22 protein-coding genes, 1 tRNA gene and 1 pseudogene are annotated in these 24,239 nt (G+C 62.2%); 13 read left to right on the top strand and 11 right to left on the bottom strand.

Annotated elements, in window-relative coordinates:
* The first annotated feature begins 32 nt into the window (after nt 1-32).
* Both ACZ5TH_RS06750 and glmS read left to right on the top strand, forming a co-directional pair.
* Complete coding sequence (locus ACZ5TH_RS06750; protein ID WP_464793366.1) at nt 33-845, top strand: metallophosphoesterase; 813 nt, start codon at nt 33-35, stop codon at nt 843-845.
* 92 nt (nt 846-937) lie between these two features.
* A complete protein-coding gene (gene glmS / locus ACZ5TH_RS06745) occupies nt 938-2,761 on the top strand; it encodes a glutamine--fructose-6-phosphate transaminase (isomerizing) (protein WP_464793365.1) in 1,824 nt (607 codons plus the stop codon).
* Here glmS and ACZ5TH_RS06740 read toward each other — a convergent pair.
* Complete coding sequence (locus tag ACZ5TH_RS06740; RefSeq protein ID WP_464793364.1) at nt 2,748-2,954, bottom strand: KTSC domain-containing protein; 207 nt, start codon at nt 2,952-2,954, stop codon at nt 2,748-2,750. The genes glmS and ACZ5TH_RS06740 overlap by 14 nt on opposite strands.
* A 470-nt stretch (nt 2,955-3,424) precedes the next feature.
* On the opposite strand from ACZ5TH_RS06740, the gene ACZ5TH_RS06735 reads away from it, so the two are divergent.
* On the top strand, nt 3,425-4,720 hold the full coding sequence (locus ACZ5TH_RS06735) for a chloride channel protein (protein WP_464793363.1): 1,296 nt from the start codon (nt 3,425-3,427) through the stop codon (nt 4,718-4,720).
* Between the two features lie 113 nt (nt 4,721-4,833).
* Nucleotides 4,834-5,873: pseudogene (locus ACZ5TH_RS06730) on the top strand (IS110 family RNA-guided transposase).
* A 267-nt stretch (nt 5,874-6,140) separates the two neighbouring features.
* Here ACZ5TH_RS06730 and ACZ5TH_RS06725 read toward each other — a convergent pair.
* The 6 genes from ACZ5TH_RS06725 to ligK all read right to left on the bottom strand — a co-directional run bounded on the left by ACZ5TH_RS06725 (nt 6,141) and on the right by ligK (nt 12,054).
* Complete coding sequence (locus ACZ5TH_RS06725) at nt 6,141-7,082, bottom strand: helix-turn-helix domain-containing protein (protein ID WP_464793362.1); 942 nt, start codon at nt 7,080-7,082, stop codon at nt 6,141-6,143.
* 89 nt (nt 7,083-7,171) lie between these two features.
* Nucleotides 7,172-8,134 carry a PDR/VanB family oxidoreductase gene (locus ACZ5TH_RS06720; RefSeq protein WP_464793361.1) on the bottom strand — a complete coding sequence of 321 codons (963 nt, stop codon included), beginning with the start codon at nt 8,132-8,134 and terminating at the stop codon, nt 7,172-7,174.
* Between the two features lie 8 nt (nt 8,135-8,142).
* Nucleotides 8,143-9,246, bottom strand: coding sequence for a Rieske 2Fe-2S domain-containing protein (locus ACZ5TH_RS06715; RefSeq protein WP_464793360.1), 1,104 nt, complete (start codon nt 9,244-9,246; stop codon nt 8,143-8,145).
* A gap of 201 nt (nt 9,247-9,447) precedes the next feature.
* Nucleotides 9,448-10,335, bottom strand: coding sequence for an amidohydrolase family protein (locus tag ACZ5TH_RS06710; RefSeq protein ID WP_464793359.1), 888 nt, complete (start codon nt 10,333-10,335; stop codon nt 9,448-9,450).
* A complete protein-coding gene (locus ACZ5TH_RS06705; RefSeq protein WP_464793358.1) occupies nt 10,332-11,387 on the bottom strand; it encodes a 4-oxalomesaconate tautomerase in 1,056 nt (351 codons plus the stop codon). The genes ACZ5TH_RS06710 and ACZ5TH_RS06705 overlap by 4 nt, the downstream gene beginning before the upstream one ends.
* Nucleotides 11,380-12,054 carry a 4-carboxy-4-hydroxy-2-oxoadipate aldolase/oxaloacetate decarboxylase gene (gene ligK / locus ACZ5TH_RS06700; protein ID WP_464793357.1) on the bottom strand — a complete coding sequence of 225 codons (675 nt, stop codon included), beginning with the start codon at nt 12,052-12,054 and terminating at the stop codon, nt 11,380-11,382. The genes ACZ5TH_RS06705 and ligK overlap by 8 nt, the downstream gene beginning before the upstream one ends.
* 103 nt (nt 12,055-12,157) lie before the next feature.
* On the opposite strand from ligK, the gene ACZ5TH_RS06695 reads away from it, so the two are divergent.
* From ACZ5TH_RS06695 to ACZ5TH_RS06665, 7 genes are all read left to right on the top strand, one after another.
* Nucleotides 12,158-13,309: a LysR substrate-binding domain-containing protein gene (locus ACZ5TH_RS06695; RefSeq protein ID WP_464793356.1), complete on the top strand. Its 1,152-nt coding sequence runs from the start codon at nt 12,158-12,160 to the stop codon at nt 13,307-13,309.
* Between the two features lie 64 nt (nt 13,310-13,373).
* The gene (locus tag ACZ5TH_RS06690; protein WP_464793355.1) at nt 13,374-14,276 is read left to right on the top strand and encodes an NAD(P)-dependent oxidoreductase; all 903 of its coding nucleotides are present in this window, start codon (nt 13,374-13,376) and stop codon (nt 14,274-14,276) included.
* 328 nt (nt 14,277-14,604) lie between these two features.
* Nucleotides 14,605-15,630 (top strand): amidohydrolase family protein, encoded by a 1,026-nt coding sequence (locus tag ACZ5TH_RS06685; protein WP_464793354.1) that lies wholly within the window; start codon nt 14,605-14,607, stop codon nt 15,628-15,630.
* 106 nt (nt 15,631-15,736) lie between these two features.
* Nucleotides 15,737-16,141, top strand: coding sequence for a protocatechuate 4,5-dioxygenase subunit alpha (gene ligA, locus ACZ5TH_RS06680; RefSeq protein ID WP_464772535.1), 405 nt, complete (start codon nt 15,737-15,739; stop codon nt 16,139-16,141).
* On the top strand, nt 16,141-16,989 hold the full coding sequence (locus ACZ5TH_RS06675; protein ID WP_449473307.1) for a class III extradiol dioxygenase subunit beta: 849 nt from the start codon (nt 16,141-16,143) through the stop codon (nt 16,987-16,989). Before ligA ends, ACZ5TH_RS06675 begins: the two co-directional genes overlap by 1 nt.
* Before the next feature lie 21 nt (nt 16,990-17,010).
* Nucleotides 17,011-17,373, top strand: coding sequence for a hypothetical protein (locus ACZ5TH_RS06670; RefSeq protein WP_464793353.1), 363 nt, complete (start codon nt 17,011-17,013; stop codon nt 17,371-17,373).
* Nucleotides 17,374-17,409: 36 nt separating this feature from the next.
* A complete protein-coding gene (locus ACZ5TH_RS06665; protein ID WP_464793352.1) occupies nt 17,410-18,348 on the top strand; it encodes a Gfo/Idh/MocA family oxidoreductase in 939 nt (312 codons plus the stop codon).
* On the opposite strand, the gene ACZ5TH_RS06660 is transcribed toward ACZ5TH_RS06665, so the two are convergent.
* Nucleotides 18,309-19,196 (bottom strand): helix-turn-helix domain-containing protein, encoded by an 888-nt coding sequence (locus tag ACZ5TH_RS06660; protein ID WP_464793351.1) that lies wholly within the window; start codon nt 19,194-19,196, stop codon nt 18,309-18,311. The two genes, ACZ5TH_RS06665 and ACZ5TH_RS06660, sit on opposite strands and share 40 nt — an antisense overlap.
* Before the next feature lie 113 nt (nt 19,197-19,309).
* Between ACZ5TH_RS06660 and pobA the strand changes: the two genes are divergently transcribed.
* Complete coding sequence (pobA, locus tag ACZ5TH_RS06655; RefSeq protein ID WP_464793350.1) at nt 19,310-20,479, top strand: 4-hydroxybenzoate 3-monooxygenase; 1,170 nt, start codon at nt 19,310-19,312, stop codon at nt 20,477-20,479.
* A 413-nt stretch (nt 20,480-20,892) separates the two neighbouring features.
* Here pobA and ACZ5TH_RS06650 read toward each other — a convergent pair.
* The 3 genes from ACZ5TH_RS06650 to ACZ5TH_RS06640 form a co-directional block, all read right to left on the bottom strand.
* Nucleotides 20,893-20,967 (bottom strand) — tRNA-Glu (locus ACZ5TH_RS06650).
* Between the two features lie 287 nt (nt 20,968-21,254).
* Nucleotides 21,255-22,043, bottom strand: coding sequence for a SapC family protein (locus ACZ5TH_RS06645; RefSeq protein ID WP_449473299.1), 789 nt, complete (start codon nt 22,041-22,043; stop codon nt 21,255-21,257).
* Nucleotides 22,044-22,169: 126 nt separating this feature from the next.
* The gene (locus ACZ5TH_RS06640) at nt 22,170-23,609 is read right to left on the bottom strand and encodes an FAD-binding oxidoreductase (protein WP_464793349.1); all 1,440 of its coding nucleotides are present in this window, start codon (nt 23,607-23,609) and stop codon (nt 22,170-22,172) included.
* Between the two features lie 77 nt (nt 23,610-23,686).
* Between ACZ5TH_RS06640 and ACZ5TH_RS06635 the strand changes: the two genes are divergently transcribed.
* Nucleotides 23,687-24,121: a hypothetical protein gene (locus tag ACZ5TH_RS06635; protein WP_449473298.1), complete on the top strand. Its 435-nt coding sequence runs from the start codon at nt 23,687-23,689 to the stop codon at nt 24,119-24,121.
* The last annotated feature ends 118 nt before the right edge of the window (nt 24,122-24,239 follow it).

Genomic DNA, 24,239 nt, shown 5'->3' with positions numbered 1-24,239 from the left:
CTGGTCGTAGAGGGTGCCTTTGGGCGCTGCTGATGCTGGGCCTGATTGCGGCAGGCTCTTGCATCTGGCTTATCGCTAATGCGCGAGCCATGCCGGTCGTGCGCCGGATGGAGATTGCGCTACCATTTCCGGAAGGCGCGCCGCGACGGCCGTTGACGGTCGCGCTGATGACCGATTCTCATTTGTCGGGACCGGATAACAGTCCCGATAGGATGGCGCGGATCGTGCGTCAGGTGAACGGTCTGAAGCCCGATCTTATCCTGCTGGGCGGGGACTATATCGGCGATCATAAGGGCGGTGCGGTTTATGATCCGGTCGCGAGTATCGCGCCCTTTTCAGCTCTTCGTGCGCCGATGGGTGTGCTGGCGGTGCTCGGCAATCACGACGCGCGCCGTTACGCGAAGATCAGCCGCACCCAATGGCGCGCCCTCTTTCGGCGGATCGGGATCACCCTTTTGACCGATCAGGCCGTGCGCCGGGGGCCGCTGGTGATCGGCGGGTTGCGCGATATTTACACTGACCGCCCGGATGTCCCCGGCGTGTTGCAGGAGATGGAGGATATGGGCGGCGCTCAGATAGTCCTTTCCCACGGGCCAGACGTTTTTCCTTCCCTGCCCGACAGGCCGTTGCTGGCGATGGTGGGGCACACGCATTGTGGTCAGGTGGCGCTGCCCTTTGCTGGGATTGTCTATGTGCCGTCCCGCTTCGGCACCCGCTATGCTTGCGGCGTCTATCGTGACGATGCGAAATCCATGATCGTGTCGGCGGGGATCGGCACCAGTGGTCTGCCGATCAGGCTGCTTTCGCCGCCAGATGTCTGGTTGGTTACAATTCGTCCAGAATGACTGTCTACCCTGTCGCTGATCCGTCGATCATGGCATAGGTGGGCGCGAAACGGGTTGGTCGTTTGTTTGCATAGCTTTGAGGCTCAGGATTCATGTGCGGTATCATCGGTATCATCGGTAAGGACGATGTGGCGGAGCGTTTGGTCGATGGGCTGAGGCGCCTGGAATATCGCGGCTATGACAGCGCGGGTGTCGCGACCGTCTATGAGGGCGCGATCGAGCGGCGGCGGGCGGAGGGGAAGCTTGCCAATCTGGTGAAGGAATTGGCGAATAATCCGCTGCCGGGGACGACCGGGATCGCGCATACCCGCTGGGCGACGCATGGGGCGCCTACGACGAGCAATGCGCATCCGCATGCCACGAAGGAAGTGGCGCTGGTGCACAATGGGATCATCGAGAATTTCAAGCCGCTGCGGGAGGAACTGACCAGCCGCGGACGTCGTTTCGATAGCGAAACAGATACGGAAGTTGTCGCGCATCTGGTGAGCGAGCTGGTGGAGCAGGGCGCTTCGCCGAAGGACGCGGTGGCGCAAGTGCTGCCCCGCCTGCATGGCGCATTTGCGCTGGCCATCCTGTTCCGCAGCCATCCCGGCATGCTGATCGGCGCGCGGCTGGGGTCGCCGTTGGTCGTGGGTTATGGCGAGGGTGAGACCTACCTGGGCTCCGACGCGCTGGCGCTGGCGCCGCTGACCCAGCGCATTTCCTATCTGGAGGAGGGCGACTGGGTCGTCATCACCGCAGAGGGTGCGGAGATTTTCGACAAGGACAACAATCCTGTCGAGCGGCCGATCACCATTTCCGGGGTGACCGGCGAATTGATCTCCAAGGGCAATCACCGCCACTATATGCTCAAGGAGATTTACGAGCAGCCGGTCGTCGTCGCCCAGACGCTGAAATCCTATCTTCAGCGGATGGAAGACCGGGTATCGCTCCCCATTCCGGATTTCGACCTGGGCGCGATCCGCCGCGTTACGATCGTTGCGTGCGGCACCAGCTATTATGCCGGGATGGTCGCCAAATATTGGGTTGAGCAATTCGCCCGCGTCCCCGTCGATATCGATGTGGCAAGCGAGTTCCGCTACCGCGCTCCGGTGATGGAGGATGGCGGGTTGATGATCGTCATCAGCCAATCGGGCGAGACGGCCGATACGCTGGCCGCTCTCCGCCATGCCCGTAGCGAGGGGCAGAAGATCGCGGCGGTCGTCAATGTGCCCACCAGCACCATGGCGCGGGAGGCTGACTTGCTGCTGCCGACCCATGCGGGTCCGGAAATCGGTGTCGCGTCGACCAAGGCTTTTACGTGCCAGCTGGCGGTACTGGCGGCGTTCGCGGCGAATCTGGCGCGGGCCAAGGGGCGACTGGATGCGAAGGCGGAGAAGGAACTCGTCCGTCACCTCGCCGAAGCCCCTGCGGCTCTCAACGGCGCGCTGGCTTATGATGAGTCGATCGAGGGCATGGCGCACCTGATCGCGGGCGCGCGGGACGTGCTCTATCTGGGCCGGGGGCCGGATTATCCGCTGGCGCTGGAAGGGGCGCTGAAGCTCAAGGAAATCAGCTATATACACGCCGAAGGCTATGCCGCCGGCGAGATGAAGCATGGCCCGATCGCGCTGATCGATGACAAGGTGCCGGTAATCGTTCTGGCGCCCAGCGGGCCGCTGTTTGAAAAGACCGTCAGCAACATGCAGGAAGTGCAGGCGCGGGGCGGCAAGGTGGTGCTGATTTCCGACTATGATGGCGTGAAGGCGGCGGGCGAGGGCTGCATCGCTACGATCACCATGCCCAAGGTCCATCCGCTGATCGCGCCGATGGTCTATGCGGTGCCGGTGCAGTTGCTGGCCTATCATGTGGCGGTGGCAAAGGGGACCGATGTCGATCAGCCGCGCAATCTGGCGAAGTCCGTCACTGTCGAATGAAGGGAAAGCGGTCGCGGATGTGGTGGTTGAAAAAGCCGCCCTTCGAGGTCGCTTTGGCCATCTCTCCAGCCAGATTTTCCGGCACATCGAAATAGCTGTAGCGCTTTCCGCTGACGAACTGGACATCCAGCCGATGTTTGGCCGCGTTATAGTGAAATTCGCGAATGGCTGTCGATGGCCTAAGATGTTTCATGTTCGAGCGGTGGCATGGTTTCGGTCCCGTACAGCTGTCCTTTCTCCGTCATCCCAGCGGCAAGCTGGGATCTCGTGAGCGAGGTCGAGCGCCATCGACCGAGATGCCAGCATGCGCTGGCATGACGAAATGAGGAGGGTAGGCTTTCGACCATTTGTTGCCGCTCCGTGGTCAATTTCCCGTTCCAATGAGCCTACGTTCCGTTAAGGGATAATCCATGTCGATGGATTGGAATCCTCTGGGCGTAAGATCCCAAGGCGTAGAATGGCCTTTGGACGATTCAAAGAGTAGCCGCATTTTTCCTCGTTGGCGCAGAATCGGCGAAGTTCACTTCCACGCCCCCCTTATTCCAAGCCAATTCATGGCTTTGACGTTTATGAGGTGGATGTTCACGGCCGAACTGCCCGCTTCGCAGCAGGGAGGCGTCTCCGGGGGCATATGATTTCTACATTCCAGATAATTTCCAAGCCATGCGCCAGTTTATTCGTATCCCACTGACCGGCAAACATATCGCTGCCGTCCATAGCCGGTTGGCTGCCGTTGCAGGCGCCATCATACTCGGTCTGGCAGCTATTGTTTTTGCTCGGATGGGTGAGGTTTCTCAGAATATCTTTCTGCAAGTGGTGACGATCTCGCGCTATGCGCCTCTCATCGTCACGCCCTTGGTCTTCGCGACAGTCGCCTATGCCACGCTGCGCTTCTTTCCAGCTGCTCGCGGGTCTGGCATCCCGCAGGTGATGGCCGCCAGTCATAACCCAGACCTGCATGCAGGGGGAGACTTGTTGTCGCTGAAGACGGCTGGGGCCAAGTTATGCGGCACGATCAGCATGTTACTCGTCGGTGGATCGGCAGGACGCGAAGGTCCGACCGTACAAATCAGCGCGGCACTCATGGTTGCGGTTCATCGCTGGCTTCGGGTGCCCGTCTCGAGCGGTATCATCATCGCGGGGGGCGCGGCAGGCGTGGCGGCAGCTTTCAACACTCCGCTGGCCGGGGTTGCGTTTGCGATCGAGGAGCTGGCATCTGCGTTTGAGCAGAAAGTGGCCCTTATGGTGATGGCCGCAGTGATGATCTCGGGATTGGTGAGCCTCGGTCTGGCGGGAGACTATGTGTATTTCGGGGCGATGAACGGAAATCTGCCGCTCCGGGCTATGCTTCTCATTGCGCCGATAGCGGGAGTGCTTGGAGGCTTTTTCGGCGGTATTTTCTCCCGCATTCTTATCGCGGCTACATGGCCGCGCCACCCAGTGCTGGCCCGTATTCGGTCTCGTCCTGTCATGTTCGCGGCGGGATGTGGGCTAGTCGTCGCCATCACGGGCTGCGTCACGAATGGCCTTACATGGGGCACCGGCTACGAAACCACCAAACTTCTCCTCGTTGGCCACGGTTCGACCATGAGCTTTGGCCCGGCGAAGTTTATCTCCACCCTTGCTACAGCGCTCAGTAGCGCTCCTGGCGGCATATTTGCCCCGTCGCTGTCGGTCGGAGCTGGTCTTGGTCAGATGATTTCCTCCGTTTTCCCCAACAGTCCTTCAGGCGCCGTGGTACTGCTTGGTATGGTTGGATATTTTACGGGTGTTGTTCGGGCGCCGATGACTGCTGTGATCATCATGATGGAGATGACGGCCGACCGGACCATGATTTTACCTTTGTTCGCGACGGCGTTGATCGCGGATGCCGTCAGCACCATGATTTGTCGCCAAAAACTTTATCACGCTTTGTCGGGGCAGTTCCGCTCCACTTCACACGAGGCGAAGCGGGCTTAGATAATGTCCATCTTGCCCAGGCGCCTTCCGCAGGTGGATGAGGTGGATGGCTCCCGCTCACGGCATCTAGGTGCCAAGATGGGTTTGCTGTCACGCAACCCGAGCCACCCGCCATGGAGATTAGCATGATCGGCCTGGATTTGGCCAAGAACGTTTTTCAGGTTCACGGTATCAGCGCGACCGGTGAGGTCGTCATTCGCAAGGCGCTGCGGCGATCCCAGATGCTGCCGTCTTCCAGAAGTTGCCGTCTTGCTTGGTAGGCGCAGAGGCCTGCGGGACGTCGCATCACTGCGCGCGCGGACTGACTAGGCTGGGTCACGAGGTGCGGCTGATGCCGGCGGTGTACGTGAAGCCTTATGTAAAGCGCGGCAAGAACGATGCTGCCGACGCCGAGGCGATCTGCGAAGCGGTCACACGCCAGACAATGCGGTTTGTGCCCATCAAGTCGCGCGAGGAGCAGGCGGCGTTGTCGCTGCACCGCGTGCGCCAGCTGTTGATCAAGCAGCGCACACAACTGGTCAACATGATGAGCAGCGTGCTCGCCGAGCTGGGTATCGCCCTCCCGGTCGGGATCGTGAAGGCACTGCAGATGGCGCGACAGATCGTTGACGGCGAGTCCGAGCTCGACTTGCCAGTCGAAGCCGCGAACGTCGTCGGCATGCTGGCCGGGCAACTGCTCCAGATTCATGTCCAGTTGCGCAAGCTCGACCTGCGTCTCGCCGCTCTGGAACGGAGCGACGACAGGTCGCGGCGCCTAGCGACGATCCGTGGTATCGGACCGATCGGCGCGACCGCGCTTGCCGCATCGGTGACTGATCCAGGCCAGTTCTCGTCAGGACGTCAGTTCGCCGCCTGGCTGGGGCTGACCCCGCGGCAGAGTTCGAGTGGCGGCAAGGAACGGTTGGGGCGCATTACCAAGATGGGCGACAGATATCTGCGGTAGCTCCTGGTCGTCGGCGCAACCGCGCTGATCCGATACGCCAAGGAGAAACCCGGCACGGTCGATCCGCGTTTCGTCGCTCTGCTCGCCAGAAAGCCCGCGCGCGTCGCCTCGGTCGCCATTGCCAACAAAATGGCGCGGATCGCATGGGCGGTCATGGCGCGCGGCGGCGTGTTCGAACGCGGGCATGCGCCTATGCTGGCGGCAGCATAGATCAAGAACTTAGCTGAGGAGATCAGCTTCACGAGGTTGTGAGAGCGAAGGATGTGATGGCAAAACCGATAGGACCTTGTTCGCGGACACCATCAGGGCCAGCAGTCTACACCGACTGCATCAACAGGCCGGACAGACGACTGCACCTGACGGAACGCCAGTCATCACTTGACGCTTGCAACGCGGGAGCCATCCACAGAAGACCGTCTGCCTTCGACAGGCTCACGGCGAACGGTGATGTAATTTACACGGAAAGAAGCTGAGCCCCTAACCGTCCTTCCGAAAAGACGTCGGCGAACGCCCAAATTCTTGTGCGAAACAGCGGGCGAGATAGCCCGGATCATTGAAGCCGCACGCATAAGCGATCTCGCTGACGGTCAGGCTGCGGCACGCCTTGTCCTCCAGCATCGCGCGGACGCGTGTCAATCGGATCGTGCGCAGTTCGCGCCCGACGCTGCTGCCCGTCGCGGCGAACAGACTGTGGAGATAGCGGACTGAGATTCCGTGCTGCGCGGCGATGGTCGCCGGCGTCAGGTCCGGGTCCGCGAAGCCGCTGGTCAGCGTCCGTCGGATCTGGTGCATCAGGCGGCGGCGATGTGTGGTTTCCTCGCCCGCCATCCCATCGCACATCAGCGCCAGGCAGCCGCCAAGCTGGTCAGCGATCAGGTGAGCGGGCAGGGGCCGTCCTTCCTCCACGGCATGGGCGACGCTGTGCAACAGCCCGTCGATCGCAGCGCCCCATGGCGATGATCCGATCAGCGGGCGGATGGTGCAGGCATAGGGATCGGCGAGCCAGCGTTCGATCCAGGCGCTGGGCAGGGCGACCAGATAGGCTTCCGAAAATGCGGATGTGACAAAGCTGAAATTATCGAGATGGCTGAACAACAGGGCCTCGCCCGCGCCCAGCGTGGCTTCGCGCCCGTTCTGGCGCAGGGTGATGCCGCCGCTGCGCATATAGACAAGGTCGAAGCGCGGCGAGGCGCCGTGGCGTCCGCTGGCGTCGTGCACGCCTTCCTGGCTGGTCGCGTTGATGACGGAGAATTGCACGTCGCCGATATGCTGCTGCCGCAACTCGCCGCGGAATGTAAAGCGATCCGGCACGCGAATGTCGATGGGCGTCACATGCGCCTGCACCTGCCCGTGCCAATGGTCAAAGGCGGGCACGCCGTCCAGCGCGGCGGTCGATACGTGATAGCCGGGGCCATTCACCCGCAGTCCGTCTCCTTCCCGCGCCGTCGATCGCACGTTCGGTCGCGACGATAGCGGGAAAGGCGGGCGTGCGCCACAAGGACGTTAGTTCAAAGGTCGAGAAGCAACAGCGGCGATAGCGCCCGCGAGCAGCAGGGGGTGAAGAGCTTTCCTTCGTTCCGTTCATCGTCGGTCAGATAGCTGTCCCGATGATCCGGCGACCCTTCCAGCACGCCGGTGACGCAGGTGCCGCACACGCCTTGTTCGCAACTGATCGGGACGTCGATCCCCGCGTCGGCCAGAATGCTGGCAACCGACGTGCCGGGTGCGATCGTAAAGGTCGCGCCCGTGCTGGCAATGCGCACATCGAAGGGCCTGTCGCCTGCCTGTACCAGCGGTTCGGCGGCTTCGAACAGTTCGCGATGGATGCTGGCATCCGCCCAGCCAAGTCGCTGAGCCTCGTCCCGCACGGCGTTCATGAAGCCTGCCGGGCCGCACACATAAATATGGGTGCCTGGGCCGGGCGACCCAAGCGCTGCCGCCGGATCGAAGCGAGGCGATCCGTCATGCCGACTGAAATAGATGTGTCCGCCCGCCGCGTCCACGGCGCTGCCGAAGGCGGCGCTTGCCGGGCTCCGGCAGCAATAATGCAAGTCGAAAGACTTCCCTCCGCTCGCCAGTGCCGCTGCCATGGACATGATCGGGGTGATGCCGATGCCGCCGCCGATCAATATGTGGCGGCTACCTCCTTCGGCCAGCGCGAACAGGTTGCGCGGCGTGCCCACATTTACCTGCCGTCCCGGATGGAAGGCGTCATGCACCAGAGCCGATCCGCCGCGCGATTGCCGTTCGCGCAGCACCGCAATCTGGTAGCGGTGCCGCTCGACCGGATCGTTGCACAGCGAATATTGCCGCACCAATCCTTCATCCACCACGACGTCGATATGTGCCCCTGCCGCGAAGGGCGGCAGTTCGCCCCCGTCAGCCCGCGCGAGGTCGATCTGCACGATATCCGGAGCCAGCAGCATGCGTCCGGTGATTTCGAGCGTCAGCCCGTCAGCCAGCTTTGCCATGACCTGCCTCAGACCACAGGTTCGACCGGCAGTCGCGTGCCAGCCTTTCGCCTCAGCAGGTCGAGCGGCGATTCCGCGCCGGGCTGTGGCAGGGCGCCTTGCGCCTCGTCGGCGATCAGCTTCTTCATGATCCGGCGGGCGCGGGTTGCCGCGACGTCGGCTGACGCCATGACCGGTCCCATATCATCGAGCGTCCGGGTTCCCATCATGCGCTGCTGTTCTTCCAGGATCGGCTTGTCCTGCCCGACGAAGGCGATCTCGATCGCGGCGCGCCACATCTCGTCGACCGACGGATCGTCCACCTTGTAGTTGCGGGCGAAGGACCAGAAATACCAGCTGGAGGTCGCATCCTTGGGCGTCAACAGGTCGCACCCATAGAGCCAGACGCCTTCATCTCGCGTCTTGCCCACCGGGGTGACGCCGACGTCGAGCAGCAGGTTGCCCGGCGGGTCCCAGCGCATATAGGCCCAGTGATCGACATTCTCGGCATAATGGTCGAAAGCGGCGGCCCAGGCGGGCGGTGCCGCGCCGTCATGCGCCCAGCGGTTGGACCAGACCGTGGTGCCGCTTTGGAGTGTCTCCAACTTGCTGCGGGTGAGTGCCTCGCTGTTCAAAACGCCTTCATGCACGAATTCGGCATGGGTCAGGTCGAGGAGGTTGTCGCTGATCAGCTCATAGTTGGCCGCGACCTCCATCATGCCTTCGATCCGGCGGAAGGACGGGTGATTGTTGCAGGAAAAATCGGGGATCGTGCTTTCGTCGGCATGATCCGCATCGCCGAGCCACAGCCAGATCATGTCATAGCGTTCAACCACGGCATAGCGCTTTACCCGCATCTTCGCCGGGATGACGCCGTCGATCAGCGGCGTTCGCGTGCAGCCGCCCGACGTCCCGAAACGGAAGCCATGATAGCCGCACTGGACATCATCGCCGATCAGCTTTCCGGCGCTTAGCGGCGCAAAGCGGTGCGGGCAGACATTGCCGAGAGCGACCGGATCGCCATTTTCCGCGCGGTAGAAGACGATCGATTCATTGCAGATCTGACGTTCCAGCAGGGTGCGCCCGATCTCGCTGCTCCAGGCGGCTACATACCAGCAATTCTTAAGGAACATCTGCCTCTCCGCATTATTTCAGTCCGTCGTCGGGCCGTTTTTCGCTGTCAGGATAGATCGGCGCGTCCGGGCTTGCGCGGACAGGAGAGCACAAAAGTTGGGACTAGGAAGCAGCGCCGTAAGGGGTACGCGCATGGAGGCTTCCATGGATGAAGACTGCGATTTCGAGAACCGGCTCCCGTCGAGCATTTCGACTGTAAACTAATCGTCAGCTACTTCCTCGGGCCAGTAAAGCCGGGCGGGATTGGCGACAAGCAGACTATGCTGGAGGCTGGCGGTGGGCGCGATGCGCGGGATCATATCGACCAGCGTGCCGTCGTCGGGAATGGCCTTTTCCATGTTCGGGTGCGGCCAATCGGTGCCCCAAAGCACGCGGGTCGGATAATCCGTGACCAGAGGGGCGACGGTCCTTGCGAAATCGTCCCACGGCGGGCCTTGCGGGTCTAACCGATCGGGACATGTGACCTTGGTCCATATGTCGTCCCTGCTGTCGAGCAGGGCGCGAAAAGCGCGCATGTCGATGCCGTCCGGCCCTTGGGTGACGTCCGGACGGCCCATATGATCGATGACGATGAGGGTGGGAATGGCGTCCAGGAAAGGGCGTAGTTCTTCCAGAAGGTCGGGTTCAAAATAGACAACTACATGCCATCCAAGCTGCTCGATGCGGCGGGCGACTTCGAGGAACTTGTCCTTCGGCGCGTCATCGACGAGGCGCTTGAGGAAGTTGAACCGTACTCCGCGGATGCCGCCTTCGTGCAGCGTTTCAAGTTCTGCGTCGCTGATTTCCGGGTCAACCACTGCGACGCCACGCGCCTTGCCGTTTGACTGCGCTATGGCGTCCAAAGTCGCGGCATTATCCGTTCCGTGACAACTCGCCTGGACGATGACGTTGCGGGAGAAGCCCAGCCGGTCCCGAAGCGCGAAGAGCATATCCGGCCCTGCGTCCTCTGGAAGATATTTCGCCTTGGGACTGAATGGAAACCGCGCCATTGGTCCAAAGACATGGCAATGCGCATCGACCGCGCCCGGGGGCGGCCTGAAACCAGGGGCTGACGGAGTGGAGTGCCAGCTAACAACACGATCCGTCATGCAAAAATCTCTCCGTCCATCAGCTTTCGGGCGGTGCGCAGTAAGGCGGCGCTGACGACCCTGTCCTGATGGTCCAGTTCCATGACGCAGGTGGTTTCGCCCGTGGGATGTTCTACCGAAAGGCTTTTGATCCTGCCATCGGGAATGGTGGCAAGCTCTGCCGCTGGCGTGCCTTCAATGAGGCAGGCGGTGGCGACGCTGACCGCGCCCAGCACGCCGATGGAGGCGTGGGCGCGATGGGGGATGAAGCTGCGCACTGTGATCGCGCCGCCTTCGCGGGCGGGGGCTACCAGCATCATCTTGGGTACCGACTTTTCCTTTACATCGCCAAGGTTCATGCGTTCTCCAACGGCGAGACGGATTTTCTCGATGCGAGCCTTGAGGGCGGTGTCCTTGTCCAACGCGTCGCGATCTTCATAGCCGGTTATGCCCAAGTCTTGTGCCTTCATGACGACGCAAGGCATTCCATTGTCGATCAGGGTGACGCGAACGCCTTCGATCTCGTCAAAGACATTGCCGGTTGGGAGCAAAGCGCCGCAGGAAGAACCGGCGGTGTCGCGGAATTCCAGCGGGATAGGGGCAGCGGTGCCGGGGACTCCGTCGATCTTCGCGTCGCCGTCGTAGCGGACGATACGGCTCGGGGTTTGCACGGTCGCGATCGCGGTCTGGCCGGTATTTTCCATGTAGATGGCGACGCGGGTCTCCCCATCCCGTGCCTCGACGAGGCCGCGCTCGATAGCGAAGGGGCCAACGCCAGCGAGGATGTTGCCGCAATTCTGGGCGTCGGTGACGATGGCTTGATCAACGAAGATCTGGAGAAAAAGATAGTCGACATCCACGCCGGGCCGCGCCGACTTTTTGACCACGGCCACCTTGCTCGTCAGCGGATCGGCGCCGCCCATACCGTCGATCTGCCGGGGATCGGGTGAACCCATGATGCGCAGAAGGAAGCTGTCGCGAATGGCGGGGTCGGCTGGCAAGTCTTCGGCGAGGAAATAGCCGCCCTTTGACGTGCCGCCGCGCATCCACATGACACGGGCCGAGTCAGACATATTTGAGGCCCATTTCTTCAAGGCGCGGGCGCATGTTGTAGATGTCGAGACCGAGTTCGCCAGCAGCCAGGCGAACACGCTTGGCTTCTTCGGCGGCTTCGCGGGCCTGGGCCTTTTCGAGGACGGCGGCAGCGTTGGCGCGTGGGACGATGCAGACGCCGTCATCGTCAGCGATGATGATGTCGCCCGGATTGACGAGGGCGTTGGCGCAGACGACGGGGATGTTCACGCTGCCGAGCGTCGCCTTTATCGTGCCCTGGGCGTGGACGGCTTTCGACCAGACGGGGAAGTTCATTTGGTTGAGGTCGCGGATGTCGCGGACGCCTGCATCGATGACCAAGCCACGACAGCCGCGCGCCTGAGCTGAGGTTGCCAGGAGATCGCCGAAATAGCCGTCGGTGCAGGGACTGGTGGGCGCGAGGAGGAGGATGTCGCCTTCGCGGAGCTGCTCGATCGCGACGTGGATCATCCAGTTGTCGCCAGGAGGCGCGGAGATGGTGACGGCGCTGCCGGCAATGCGGGCGCCGGAATAGATGGGGCGCATGTAGGGCGCGAGGAGTCCGGTGCGGCCCTGGGATTCGTGGACGGTGGCGACGCCGCAATGGGCGAGGGCGTCGATGATGGAAAGGTCCGCCCGGTCGATATTCTGGACGACGATGCCGGACATGCGATTTGCTCCTTTGGCGAAAGCATGAAGGAAGTGGCGAAAAGAAACGGGTTGCTCAAATTTAAACTGTGTCGTTGGCATTAGTTTTTGCTAAGTGTTCGTGATGGCACCTGATCAGTTCAATATCCGGCACCTGTCTGCCGTCGCCGCCGTGGTCGCGCAGGGGACGGTCAGCCTGGCGGCGCGCGCGGTCAATCTGACGCAGCCTGCGGTGACACAAGGGATCGCGAAGCTGGAGGCGCAGCTGGGCCTGCCGCTGTTCGAGCGGCATCCGGGCGGGATGACGCCGACGGAAGCGGCGGCAAGGCTTGCCCCCCGGCTGGAGGCGGCTTTGCGGCTGATCGGCAGCAACCGGGCGACGGCGGCGCAGATCCGGGCTTTCGTCGCGCTGGCGCGGGCGGGGAGCTATGCGGCGGCGGCGGCCGAGGCAGGGGTGACGGAGCCGTCGCTGCATAGGGCGGTGGGCGACCTTGGCCTCGCGATGGGATACAGGCTGGCGGAGCGGCGCGGGCGGGGCGTGGCGCTGACAAATGCGGGGGCAGCGCTGGCGCGGCGGTTGCGGCTGGCGCTGGCGGAATTGCGGTCGGGGCTGGAAGAGATCGAGGCGCTGAAAGGGCAGGAGAGCGGGCGGGTCGTGGTGGGCGCAATGCCGCTGTCGCGCGCAAGGCTGCTGCCCCGCGTGATCAGCCGGTTTCGGCGCGAGTTCCCGCAGGTGCATATCAGCGTCCATGAAGGATCGCATGCCGAACTGGTCGGCCCGCTGCGCGACGGCGAGGTGGACATGATGATCGGCGCGCTGCGTGATGCGTCGGTCGGGCAGGACCTTGTGCAAAAGCCGCTGTTCGAGGATCGGCCGACGATCATGGCGCGGGCCGGGCATCCGCTGGCCGGAGGATGGGACGCGGATGCTCTGCGGCGTTTCCCATGGATATTGCCACCGGAAGGGACGCCGTTGCGGCAGTTGTGGCGGGAGATGGTGGAGACGCTGGGCGGCGAATTGCCTGCCGTGCCGATCGAATGCGGATCGGTGATGACGATCCGAGAACTGCTGGTGAATGGCGATTATCTGACGATGTTGTCGGTCGATCAAATGGCGCTGGAACTGAACGCCGGGATGGTGATCGACATCGGTCCCGCGCCCGGCGCGATCAGCCGCATGATCGGGCTGACCACTAGAACGGACTGGCGGCCGACCCGCTTGCAACACTGTTTCATGGCGGCGATCGATCAGGAAGTTGAAGGCATAAGTTCGTAAAAACTTATGAGGATGCCGGGGATTCGATTGGCGACGCCGATAGGGATGGGCCATCCCTTGGCGCATGGAGCAGGAAGTCGGTCTGATCGGATTTGGCGAGGCGGGTTCGACCTTTGCATTGGCAGGGGGCTGGGCCGCGCGGGCGCATGTATTCGACAGCAAGACCGAAGACGCCGCAGCGCGTGACGTGATGATCGCCAGCTATGCGGACGCCCATGTGCTGGGCGCGCGCTTTCTGGAAGATGCGCTTTCCGGCGTGGCATTGGTGATTTCGCTGGTGACGGCAGATCAGGCATTGGCGGTTGCCGAAGCGGCGGCAGAGTGCATCGCGCCGGGCACCATCTATTGCGACATGAACAGCGTGGCGCCGCAGACGAAGCAGGAGGCGGCGCGGACGATCGAGGCGGCGGGTGGACGATATGTCGATGTTGCCGTCATGGCGCCGGTTCATCCGGCGGCGCTGTCCGTCCCGTTGCTGTTGAGCGGCGGTGCGGCGGAAGAGGCCGCAGCGAGGTTGCAGGCGCTGGGCTTTGCCAATGTGCGCGTGGTTGGAGACGCGGTGGGCCGTGCGTCCGCGATCAAGATGATCCGGTCGGTGATGGTCAAGGGACTGGAGGCGCTGACGGCGGAATGCGTGCTGGCGGCGGAGGCGGCGGGCGTGCGTGATGAGGTGCTGGCGTCCCTGGATGCGAGCGAGAAGGCGCGGCCTTGGGGCGAGCGGGCGGATTATAATCTGGAGCGGATGCTGGTTCATGGGCTGCGCCGTGCTGCCGAGATGGAAGAGGTGGTGAAGACGCTGGAGGCGCTGGGCACCGGGGCTGCGATGACGCGCGGTGCGGTGGAGCGGCAGCGGGCGATCGGGGCGCTGGGCGTGGCGGATGTGCCGGATGGGTTGAGCGGGAAGCTTGCGGTGGTTTTGGCGCGGGGTGATGGTTTGGCCCGAGATGGGAGTGCAGTTGCGGCTTGAGGGAGTTTCGTCATCCCAGCGAAAGCTGGGATCTCAGGCGGCTTGGGTTCGGCCTTGAGGCACGAGATCCCAGCTTTCGCTGGGATGACGGAAGATGCTGGGATGACGGGAGTTAGGCGAGGGCGCTTCCCCCCTTCGTCACCCCGGACTTGATCCGGGGTCTCGCTGGCTGAGTGCGCGGGGATGGAGAAGCGGGACCCGGGTCAGGCCCGGGGTGACGAGCTTGTGGGGGCGGAATGAGGCATGAGATGCCAGCCTGCGCTGGGATGACGGAAACTGGCCGATGACGGCGATGTGTGAATGCTGTGATTGAAGGACTGAGAGACGAATGAGCCTGATTATCGACTGCCATGGCCATTATACCGTGCTCCCCAAGGGGCATGATGGCTGGCGGGAAGAGCAGAAGGCGGCGTTCAAGGCGGGCGTTGCTGCGCCGCCTTATCCCGACATCAGCGATGATGAGATTCGCGACACGATCGAGTCCAACCAGTTGCGGCTGATCAGGGAACGGGGCGCGGACCTGACGATCTTTTCTCCGCGTGCTTCGGCGATGGCGCCGCATGTTGGGGATGCGGGGGTCGCCCGGGAGTGGGCGATGCGGTGCAATGACCTGATCGCGCGGGTGGTGAGGCTGTATCCCGAGACCTTTGCTGGCGTTTGCATGTTGCCGCAGTCGCCAAAGGCCGACATGGGCAATAGCATTGCTGAGCTGGAACGGTGCGTCACGCAGCTGGGCTTTATCGGATGCAACCTTAATCCCGATCCGGGGGGCGGGCATTTTCAGCATCCGCCGCTGACGGATCGTTACTGGTATCCCTTTTACGAGAAGATGGTCGAGCTGGACGTTCCGGCGATGATCCATGTGTCGGGCAGCTGCAACCCGGCGATGCATGCGACCGGCGGCTATTATATCGCGGCGGACACGATCGCCTTCATGCAGTTGCTGGAGGGGGATTTGTTCGCGGATTTTCCGACGCTGCGCTTCATCATTCCGCATGGCGGCGGCGCGGTGCCCTATCATTGGGGGCGTTACCGGGGGCTGGCGGACATGCTGAAGAAGCCGAACCTCGACACGCATCTGATGAACAACATCTTTTTCGATACATGCGTCTATCATCAGCCGGGCGTCGATTTGCTGGCCGATGTGATCGACAACAAGAACATCCTGTTCGGTTCGGAAATGGTCGGCGCGGTGCGCGGGATCGATCCGACGACCGGCCATTATTTCGATGATACCAAGCGCTATGTTGATGCGCTGGATATCAGCGATGCGGAACGGCACGCGATATTCGAGGGCAATGCCCGTCGTGTCTTCCCCCGTTTGGACGCGCAACTGAAGGCGCGCGGTCTGTGAGCTTCCACACCCCCCATTTATCCCTGTGGGTGGTGGCTCCATCTCCCGTCCTTGCTGTGGAAGGACGGGGCGGGAGATGGATTTTTCTTTGTCTGGAGAACCGCCGATGAGCGTTGATATCCATGAATATCTGGCTGAGTTTGACGATATCCCCGGCACGCGCGTCTATACCGGAAAGCGCGCGCGGCAGGGATATTGGATGAACCAGTTCGCGATGAGCCTGATGAAGGGCGACAATCGCGAACGGTGGAAGGCGGACGAGCGCGCCTATCTGAACGAATGGCCGATGACCGAAGATCAGCGGCAGGCGATTTTGGATCGCGACTATAATCGTTGCCTCGATCTGGGCGGCAATATCTATTTCCTGGCCAAAGTATTTTCGACCGACGGCATGTCCTTTTTGCAGGCGGTGGGAACCATGACCGGCATGAGCACGGAAGAGTATCAGGCCATGATGGTCGCCGGAGGGCGATCACCCGAAGGCCAGCGATCGATAAGGGAGAAACGTTGATGGCCCGCATTACCGCTGGCGTAGGGACCAGCCATGTGCCGGCGATCGGCGCGGCGATGGACAATGGAAAGGTGGGAGAGCCCTATTGGGCGCCGCTGTTCGCCGGATATGACTGGTCGCGGCAATGGATCGCGCAGGAAAAGCCGGATGTCGTGATACTGGTTTATAATGACCATGCGTCGGCGTTCGACATGAAGATCATTCCGACCTTCGCGATTGGTTGTGCGGATCGCTATGGCATTTGCGACGAGGGATGGGGGCCGCGGCCGGTGCCGGACGTGGAGGGGCATGCGGACCTGGCCTGGCACATCGCGCAGAGCCTGATCCTGGATGAGTTCGACATGACCATCATCAATGAGATGGATGTCGACCATGGCCTGACCGTGCCGATGAGCCTGATGTTCAACCAGCCAGACAAGTGGCCAGTGAAGGTCGTTCCGCTGGCCGTCAATGTCGTCACCTATCCGCCGCCGTCGGGCAATCGCTGCTGGATGCTGGGCGAGGCGATCGCGCGGGCGGTGGAGAGTTTCCCCGAGGATCTGAATGTGCAGGTGTGGGGCACGGGCGGGATGAGCCACCAGTTGCAGGGGCCGCGCGCGGGTTTGATCAATGCGGAGTGGGACAATCGCTTCCTGGACCTGTTAAGTGCCGAAGATAATGGGCAGTTGCGCGCCATCCCGCATATCGAATATCTGCGAGAAACCGGATCGGAGGGGATCGAGATGGTGATGTGGCTGATCATGCGCGGTGCGCTGGGCAAGAAGGTCACGCCGCTGCATCGTCATTATCATGTTCCCGCATCCAATACGGCGGTCGGGCATCTGGTGTTGAAACCCGACGATTCATAATGACAATCGAGGGGATGGATCATGGCGCGCGCCGACATCGAGGATGCATTGGTCAGGCTGGAGCAGGTGCATAAGCAGCTGGGGGAGCTATCCACCGGTGCGGAGCCGGGCTGGGAAAAGCAATATTTGCAGGCTCGGCGCACGTTGCAGGAACAGATCAACCGATTGTGTCAGGCGGATGCGCAGCTGAACCTGTCCGATGAGGATAGACGTCGGTTCCGCGATGCCTTTGGCAAGTTCCGCACGGCTACAGCGTTGCATCAGGCGGATTGGCCGGTCGTCGAAATCGACCGGCAGAACCCGGGATATAGTCAGTCCGCAGCCAATGTGGGGCAGACCTATCAGCAATTCATGACGGTGATGCGCGCGCTGATGCAGCGATAGCCAGAGCGCGCGGCCAGTAAGATGAGGAGTCAGTTTATGAGAATCGCGCTGGCCGGTGCGGGGGCTTTTGGTGAAAAGCATCTGGATGGCCTGAAGACTATCGACGGCGTGACCGTCACCTCGCTGGTTGGGCGCAATCTGGAGCCGACGCAGGCGATCGCGGCAAAATATGGGATCGGGCATGCGACGACTGAGCTGGCCGAGACTCTGGCGCGCGATGATGTCGATGCGGTGATCCTGTGCACGCCGACGCAGATGCATGCGGAACAGGCGATAGCTTGCATGAACGCGGGCAAGCATGTGCAGGTGGAGATACCGCTAGCCGATAGTTGGGGCGATGCGCTGGCGGTGCTGGCCAAGCAACAGGAGACGGGACTGACCTGCATGGTCGGGCATACGCGGCGGTTCAACCCGAGCCATCAATGGGTGCATCAGCAGGTCAAGGCAGGCGCATTCAACGTCCAGCAGATGGATGTGCAGACCTATTTCTTCCGGCGCAAGAATATCAATGCGAAGGGTGAGGCGCGGTCCTGGACCGACCATCTGTTGTGGCACCATGCGGCGCATACGGTGGACCTGTTCGCCTATCAGGCGGGGCGGATCGTGGACGCGCATGCGATGCAGGGGCCGATCCATCCCGAACTTGGCATTGCGATGGACATGTCGATTCAGCTGAAGAGCGAGAGCGGGGCGATCTGTACGCTTTCGTTGAGCTTCAACAATGATGGGCCGCTGGGGACGTTCTTTCGCTATATCGGCGACAAGGGCACTTATATCGCGCGCTATGATGATCTGGTGAACGGCAAGGAAGAGCCGATCGACGTGTCCAAGGTGGACGTGTCGATGAACGGGATCGAGTTGCAGGACCGCGAATTTGTGAGCGCGATCCGCGAGGGGCGGGAGCCTAATTCGAGCGTGGCGAAGGTGTTCGATTGCTATCGGGTGCTGGGGGAGCTGGAGACGCAGTTGGGGTGAGCGCGCCAGTCGCGGGGTGAGCGGCCCGTGTGGCGGGCGAAGAAGCGGGAGAAGTAGGCGGGGTCCTCGAACCCAACCGCATAGCCGACTTCCGCGACGGACAGGTTGGAATAGAGGAGCAGGCGGCGGGCTTCGAGCAGGGCGCGCTCGTCGAGCATGGCGGCAGGGGAGAGCCCTGCGACGCGAGCGCAGGCTTGGCGTAGCGCGGTTTCGCTGACGCCCAGCGCGCGGGCGTGGGCAGCGACAGGCTCCCGCTTGCGAAAACGCTGTTCGATCCGATCGCGCAGACGGGCGACGAGACGGGCCTGGCGGCCGCCGCCGCTGGCGCTGGCGTCGGACAGGGCGGCGTGGCGCAGCGCCTGGACCATGAGCCAGAGGAGGAGCGCTTCGACCGCCGCGCGCTGGGCAGGGCCGGACCATGCAAGCTCGCGGGCGAGTGCGCCGATGCGGGTTTCCACTTCGGCGGCGCTGGGCACGGCGATGGCACGGGGTGTGCGGAAGAGCGGTTGGAGGTCGGCGTCACGCTCCAGCAGGTGGTGGAGGTAGCTGTTGGCGATGGTGATGACCCAGCCACGGGAGTCGCGGTGCCAGGAAAAGCCGTGGATGATCCCGGCCGGCACCAGCAGCAGGCAGGGCGCTTCAAATGTGACGCTTTCGCCATCCGCCCGCATCGATCCGCCGCCTTCGGCGATGAAGATGATATGGTTGAGATCGCGATGGAGATGCGGCTGGATCGTCCACTCGCTGGGGCGGGAGCGGTCGTCCAGGCTTTCGACATGTACGAAGCCTTCCGCAACGCTACGTTGCGGTTCTCCATAGAGGTAGAAGCTGGGGACGGGGGTGGTCATGGCTACGTCCGGAAAGCTGCTGGATCGTCCAAGTCATAGGCCAGTTCGCCCATGTCCCGCAAGCAGCATCGGGCGCATCATGCGCGGCGTCGGAAAGCTGCGAAGAGGATGTCATGAGGACGCAAGTCGCCATCATAGGCGCGGGGCCTGCGGGGTTGCTGCTCGGCCATTTGCTGCGGGCAGAGGGGCTGGAGGTCATCGTGGTGGAGCGAGCATCGCCCAGCTATGTCCTGGGGCGCATCCGCGCAGGCGTGCTGGAGCGGACCACGACGGATTTGATGGACCGGCTGGGCCTTGGCGAGCGGATGCATCGTGAAGGGTTGCCCCATGACGGCTTTCACCTGGCCAGCGGCGATCGGTCGATCCGCATCGATATCGCGGGCCTGACCGGACGGCAGGTCATGGTATATGGCCAGACGGAGATGACCCGCGACCTGATGGAGGCGGCGGCTGGGCGCGGCCTGGAGATCATCTACGAAGCGGATGACGTGGCATTGCATGATGTTGACAGCGACGCGCCGTACCTGACCTATAGCAAGGATGGTCGGCAGGAGCGGATAGATGCTGAATTTATTTGCGGGTGCGACGGCTTTCACGGTCCTTCGCGGCGAGCCATACCGGCTGGCGTAGCGACCGCCTATGAGAAGCTATATCCGTTCGGTTGGCTCGGCATCCTGGCGGATGTGCCACCGTGCGATGACGAACTGATCTATGCCAATCATGAGCGCGGCTTTGCGCTGGCGTCCATGCGATCGGGGACGCGCAGCCGCTATTACATTCAGGTGTCACTGGATGAACGGATCGAGGATTGGCCGGACGATCGGCTGTGGGATGAGCTGGCAGTGCGGCTGGGGCCTGAAGCGGGTGCGCGGATGGTGCGCGGGCCAGCATTGGAGAAGTCGATCGCGCCGCTGCGATCCTTCGTATTCGAGCCGATGCAATATGGGCGGCTGATGCTGGCGGGGGACAGTGCGCATATCGTGCCGCCGACGGGAGCGAAGGGGCTCAACCTCGCGGCGTCGGATATATTCTATCTTTCGGCGGCCTTGACTGGATGGTTCCGGCGGGGTGACGGGGACGCGGTAGCGGGCTATTCCCAGCAGGCGCTGACGCGGATCTGGAAAGCGGAACGATTTTCCTGGCAACTGACGCGGCTGATGCACCGCTTTCCGGAAATGGATGCGTTCGACCGGCGAATGCAGGTTGCTGAGCTGGACTATATTGCCTCTTCCAGGGCGGCGCAGGCGGCTATCGCGGAAAATTATGTGGGATTGCCGCTTTGAAAAGAACTTGGAGCAAAACAATGAAGACTATCCTGAGGTAATCACGCGGAATATTCAAAGGTCTGATCGATAAGATATTTCACAGATTGTCAGCCTGCCGGGGCGTAGCCTTTCAAAGCGTGACCGGATCCGATCTGCGCCACGTTCCCTGCCGTGCGGTCTCGTGCTGCTGCTCGAATTCCGCTTTGACGGCGATGAACAATTGCGCGGCTCGGACGAAATCCTTGGTCCGCAGCGACTGCTTGTGCACCGCTCACATGCCGAAGGCAGGGCGCAGGTTCTCAGGCATCTGTCTGCGGAGGTAATAAGCGTCTGTCTTGGGGTGCCGCCCCGGCTGTGCCATTCTCGTCTCGCTGCACCAGCGAGAGGTCAAGAAAGGCTGCATCGCAGCATTCTGCGCCCAAATAGGTAAGTGGTGACCCCTACGGGAATCGAACCCGTGTTTCAGCCGTGAGAGGGCCGCGTCCTAACCGCTAGACGAAGGGGCCTTGGCCGCTCGGGCGGCTGGCAGGCGGTGGCGTTTAGGGGGAGAGGGGTTCGCCGTCAAGCGAAACCACTTGTCCTGTCCGGCCCATAAAAAACCACCCCATGTATTACATGGGGTGGCCAAGGTTCAGGGAGGAGACGCCTCCAAAAGGGGGAGGCGCCCATACGACACACCCGAAAGGGGGGCAGGTGCGCCGTATGTTTGGAAGATAAAGAAGGTCCCGCTCACTTTCAAGTGGCGAGCAGAAACCTTTTCTATCGCATTATTGATGCAGGTTAATTTATAGCGTCATGCGTCGGCGGTTTGGGGCGCTGCCGGGACGGAAATAGGACCTTTGCCCTGCGTGATCTGCGACTCGAAAACTTCGCGGATGAGCTGCAGCGAGAAAAGATGCGCGTAGATAAGGGGCAGCATGCCGTTCTGGCTGATCTTCCGCAGTTGATCGCCACGCATGTCACGCAGCTTTTCCTCGTTCACCATGCGGAAGCCGCGATAGACGAAAGGCTGATCGTTGCCGGGGACCTGGATGGCGACTTCGCCGTCCATCAGCAGGTCCAGTTCCTTCAGGTCCTTCATGAACTGGCCAGTCCGCGCGGCGGCCTGTTCGAAATCCTCGCAGAATTTGAGGACGCCCTGGGTGAGTTCGGTTGGCTTACCATCTTCGAAAAGGGGCTGGCCTTCCTCAAACTCGCCGACCGCTTCGCTGGTCGGATCGAAGCAGAGCGACAGTTCGTCGGTGTCGGGGCGCAGCTTCGCCAGCATCCATGGATAGCGGCGGACATAGGCGGGGACATAGGCGGGGCCGCGCAGCTTGCCTTCATCGTCGAGGAAGGTGTTGACGCCTTCATTAAGGCCCATCAGCGCCAGCGGCACCGCTTCGTCGCCAGCCGAGAAGATGATCGGCACGAACCGTTGGGCCGCGACGAATTCATCGACGGTCAGGGGAACGGCATGCTGCTTCGTGAGGAAAGGCGCGGACTCCACCGAGCGGCTGCGATAGCTCGCATGATCGACGCTGCTGAGCGGGAGCAGGTCGTTGTAAAACACGGGGAGATTATTGGCGGGCGCGCTAGCCATGATGCTGTTCTTCCATCCTATCGAAGCAGCGCATGTTGGCTGCACTGCCTTTCCTAAAAACTGGGTGTGGGCGATAAAGACCTTGTGGGTGGGAGGCAATTGCTTTGTCGAGCCGCCCCGCTGCCTCTAGCCCTCTTCGGGACGGGGGATCAGCTTGTCCGGGTTCATGAGGCCAAGGGGATCAAGCGCAGCCTTGATCGCGCGCAGGGCATGTAGCCGGGCAGGACTGGCAAGGCGGCCGAGTTCGGCCCGTTTCATCTGGCCGATGCCATGTTCCGCCGAAATGGAGCCGCCCGCCGCGACGACGGCATCATGGACGAAGGCGTTGATCGACTTCCCTTCTGCCGCGATCCAGGCAGGGCCGTCCGTCGTTCCCTTGGGCGCGCGGACATGGAAGTGGACATTGCCATCCCCAAGATGACCGAAGGAGGAGGCGGTGGTTCCCGCGAAGGTGCGTTCGGCCGCCGCGGCCATGTCGATCATGAAGGAGGGCATGCGGGCCACGGGCACGCTGATGTCATATTGCAGCGCCGGTCCCTGCGCCCTCTCCGCTTCGGACAGTGATTCGCGCAAGCGCCAGAACGCCGCTGCCTGAGCATCATTGGCGGCGATCGTGGCATCGACAGCGAGTCCTTGTTCGAGCGCTTGCGCCAGCGCTCCTTCAAGACGCTCGCCCGGAGATGGGCTGGACAGGTCGGCATGATCGACTTCGATCAGCACATGCCAGGGCGTGCGCGTCTCGATCGGGCAGCGGGTGCCGGGAATGTGGGACAGGACATGGCCCAGGCCATCGTCGGCGATAATCTCGAACCCTTCGACGCTGTCGCCCAATTGCCTTTCGGTCAGGCGGAGCAGGGCAAGCGCGTCGGCGGGCGATCGGACGCCGACCCAGCCGACTGCGCGGATCGCGATCGCAGGGACGAGGCGGAGCGAGGCGGCGGTGATGATGCCGAGCGTACCTTCCGCGCCGATCAGCAATTGTTTGAGGTCATAGCCGCGATTGTCTTTTTTGAGCGCGTCGAGGCCATGCAGGATGGCGCCGTCGGGGAGGACTGCCTCCAACCCCTCGACAAGTGCGCGCATCGTGCCATGGCGCAGCACCTGAGTGCCGCCGGCATTAGTCGATATCAGGCCGCCGATCGTCGCCGATCCCTTCGCGCCGAGGCTGAGCGGGAAGCGGCGCCCGGCTTGCTCCGCAGCATCGTGCAGGGTTTCGAGGATGACGCCTGCTTCGCATATTGCGAGATTGTCGTCGGAAGAAAGGGAGCGGATGCGGTTCATCCGGCGCAGCGACAGGATAAGTGCCGACCCGTCATCCGGAGGAGTCGCGCCGCCGACCATTGAGGTATTGCCGCCCTGAGGAACCAGGGGCACGTGAAGATCGGCTGCGAGTGCGACGGTCGCGGCAACTTCCTCCGTACTGGAAGGCTGGAGAATGGCGGCAGCGGCGCCGTGAAAACGTCCCCGCCAGTCTGTGAGCCAGGGAGCGATGTCGTCCGCATCGGTGACGACGCTCTTTGGCCCCAGCAAGGCTATGAACCTGTCGATGATGTCTTGCCCTATCATACTGCAATGCTATGCCCCGGAATTCATCGACGGTTCAACCACCGGCCCATAGCGTGCCGCCCCAAAAGGGGTTCGATTTGCTTCATTCCGTCCTGTTGCTGCTTGTCGCGCCCGTGAGTGAGCCCGTGCAATTGGCGCAGATGTCGATCGAGCAACGGATCATCATTCGCGTGCCAATGGCGAAAAAGGGACGAGCGCCCGCGCGCATTGCTCCGCAGGCGGGGCGTGCGTGGAAGGAAAAGAAGGGGCCGCGCTGCATCGCCTTGCGGTCGATCCGGTCAGCCAGCGTCATTGTGGATAATGGCGTCGATCTGCTGCTGGCCGATAATCACCGCTATAGGGCTCGGCTGGAGCGGGGGTGCAGTTCGACAGGCTTCTACTCGGGATTTTATGTCGAGCCGGATGAGGATGGGTCGCTTTGTTCCGGGCGCGATGAATTGCAGGCGCGCAGTGGGCTTAGTTGCGTGATCGACAGTTTCCGCCGATTGGAAGAGGCGGACGGGGACGATTAACCGTCTGTGGAAACGCGCTCCGATGCGCGATTTTCTTGACAAGATACCAATATTTCCGCAAGGCGCGCGCGATTTCCGTGACGCATGAGCGCGTTGCGGAAGAGCCTCTGTCCCGGAC

Source organism: Sphingobium sp. TomTYG73, from assembly GCF_055394245.1.
This window is presented reverse-complemented; position numbering and strand designations above follow the sequence as displayed.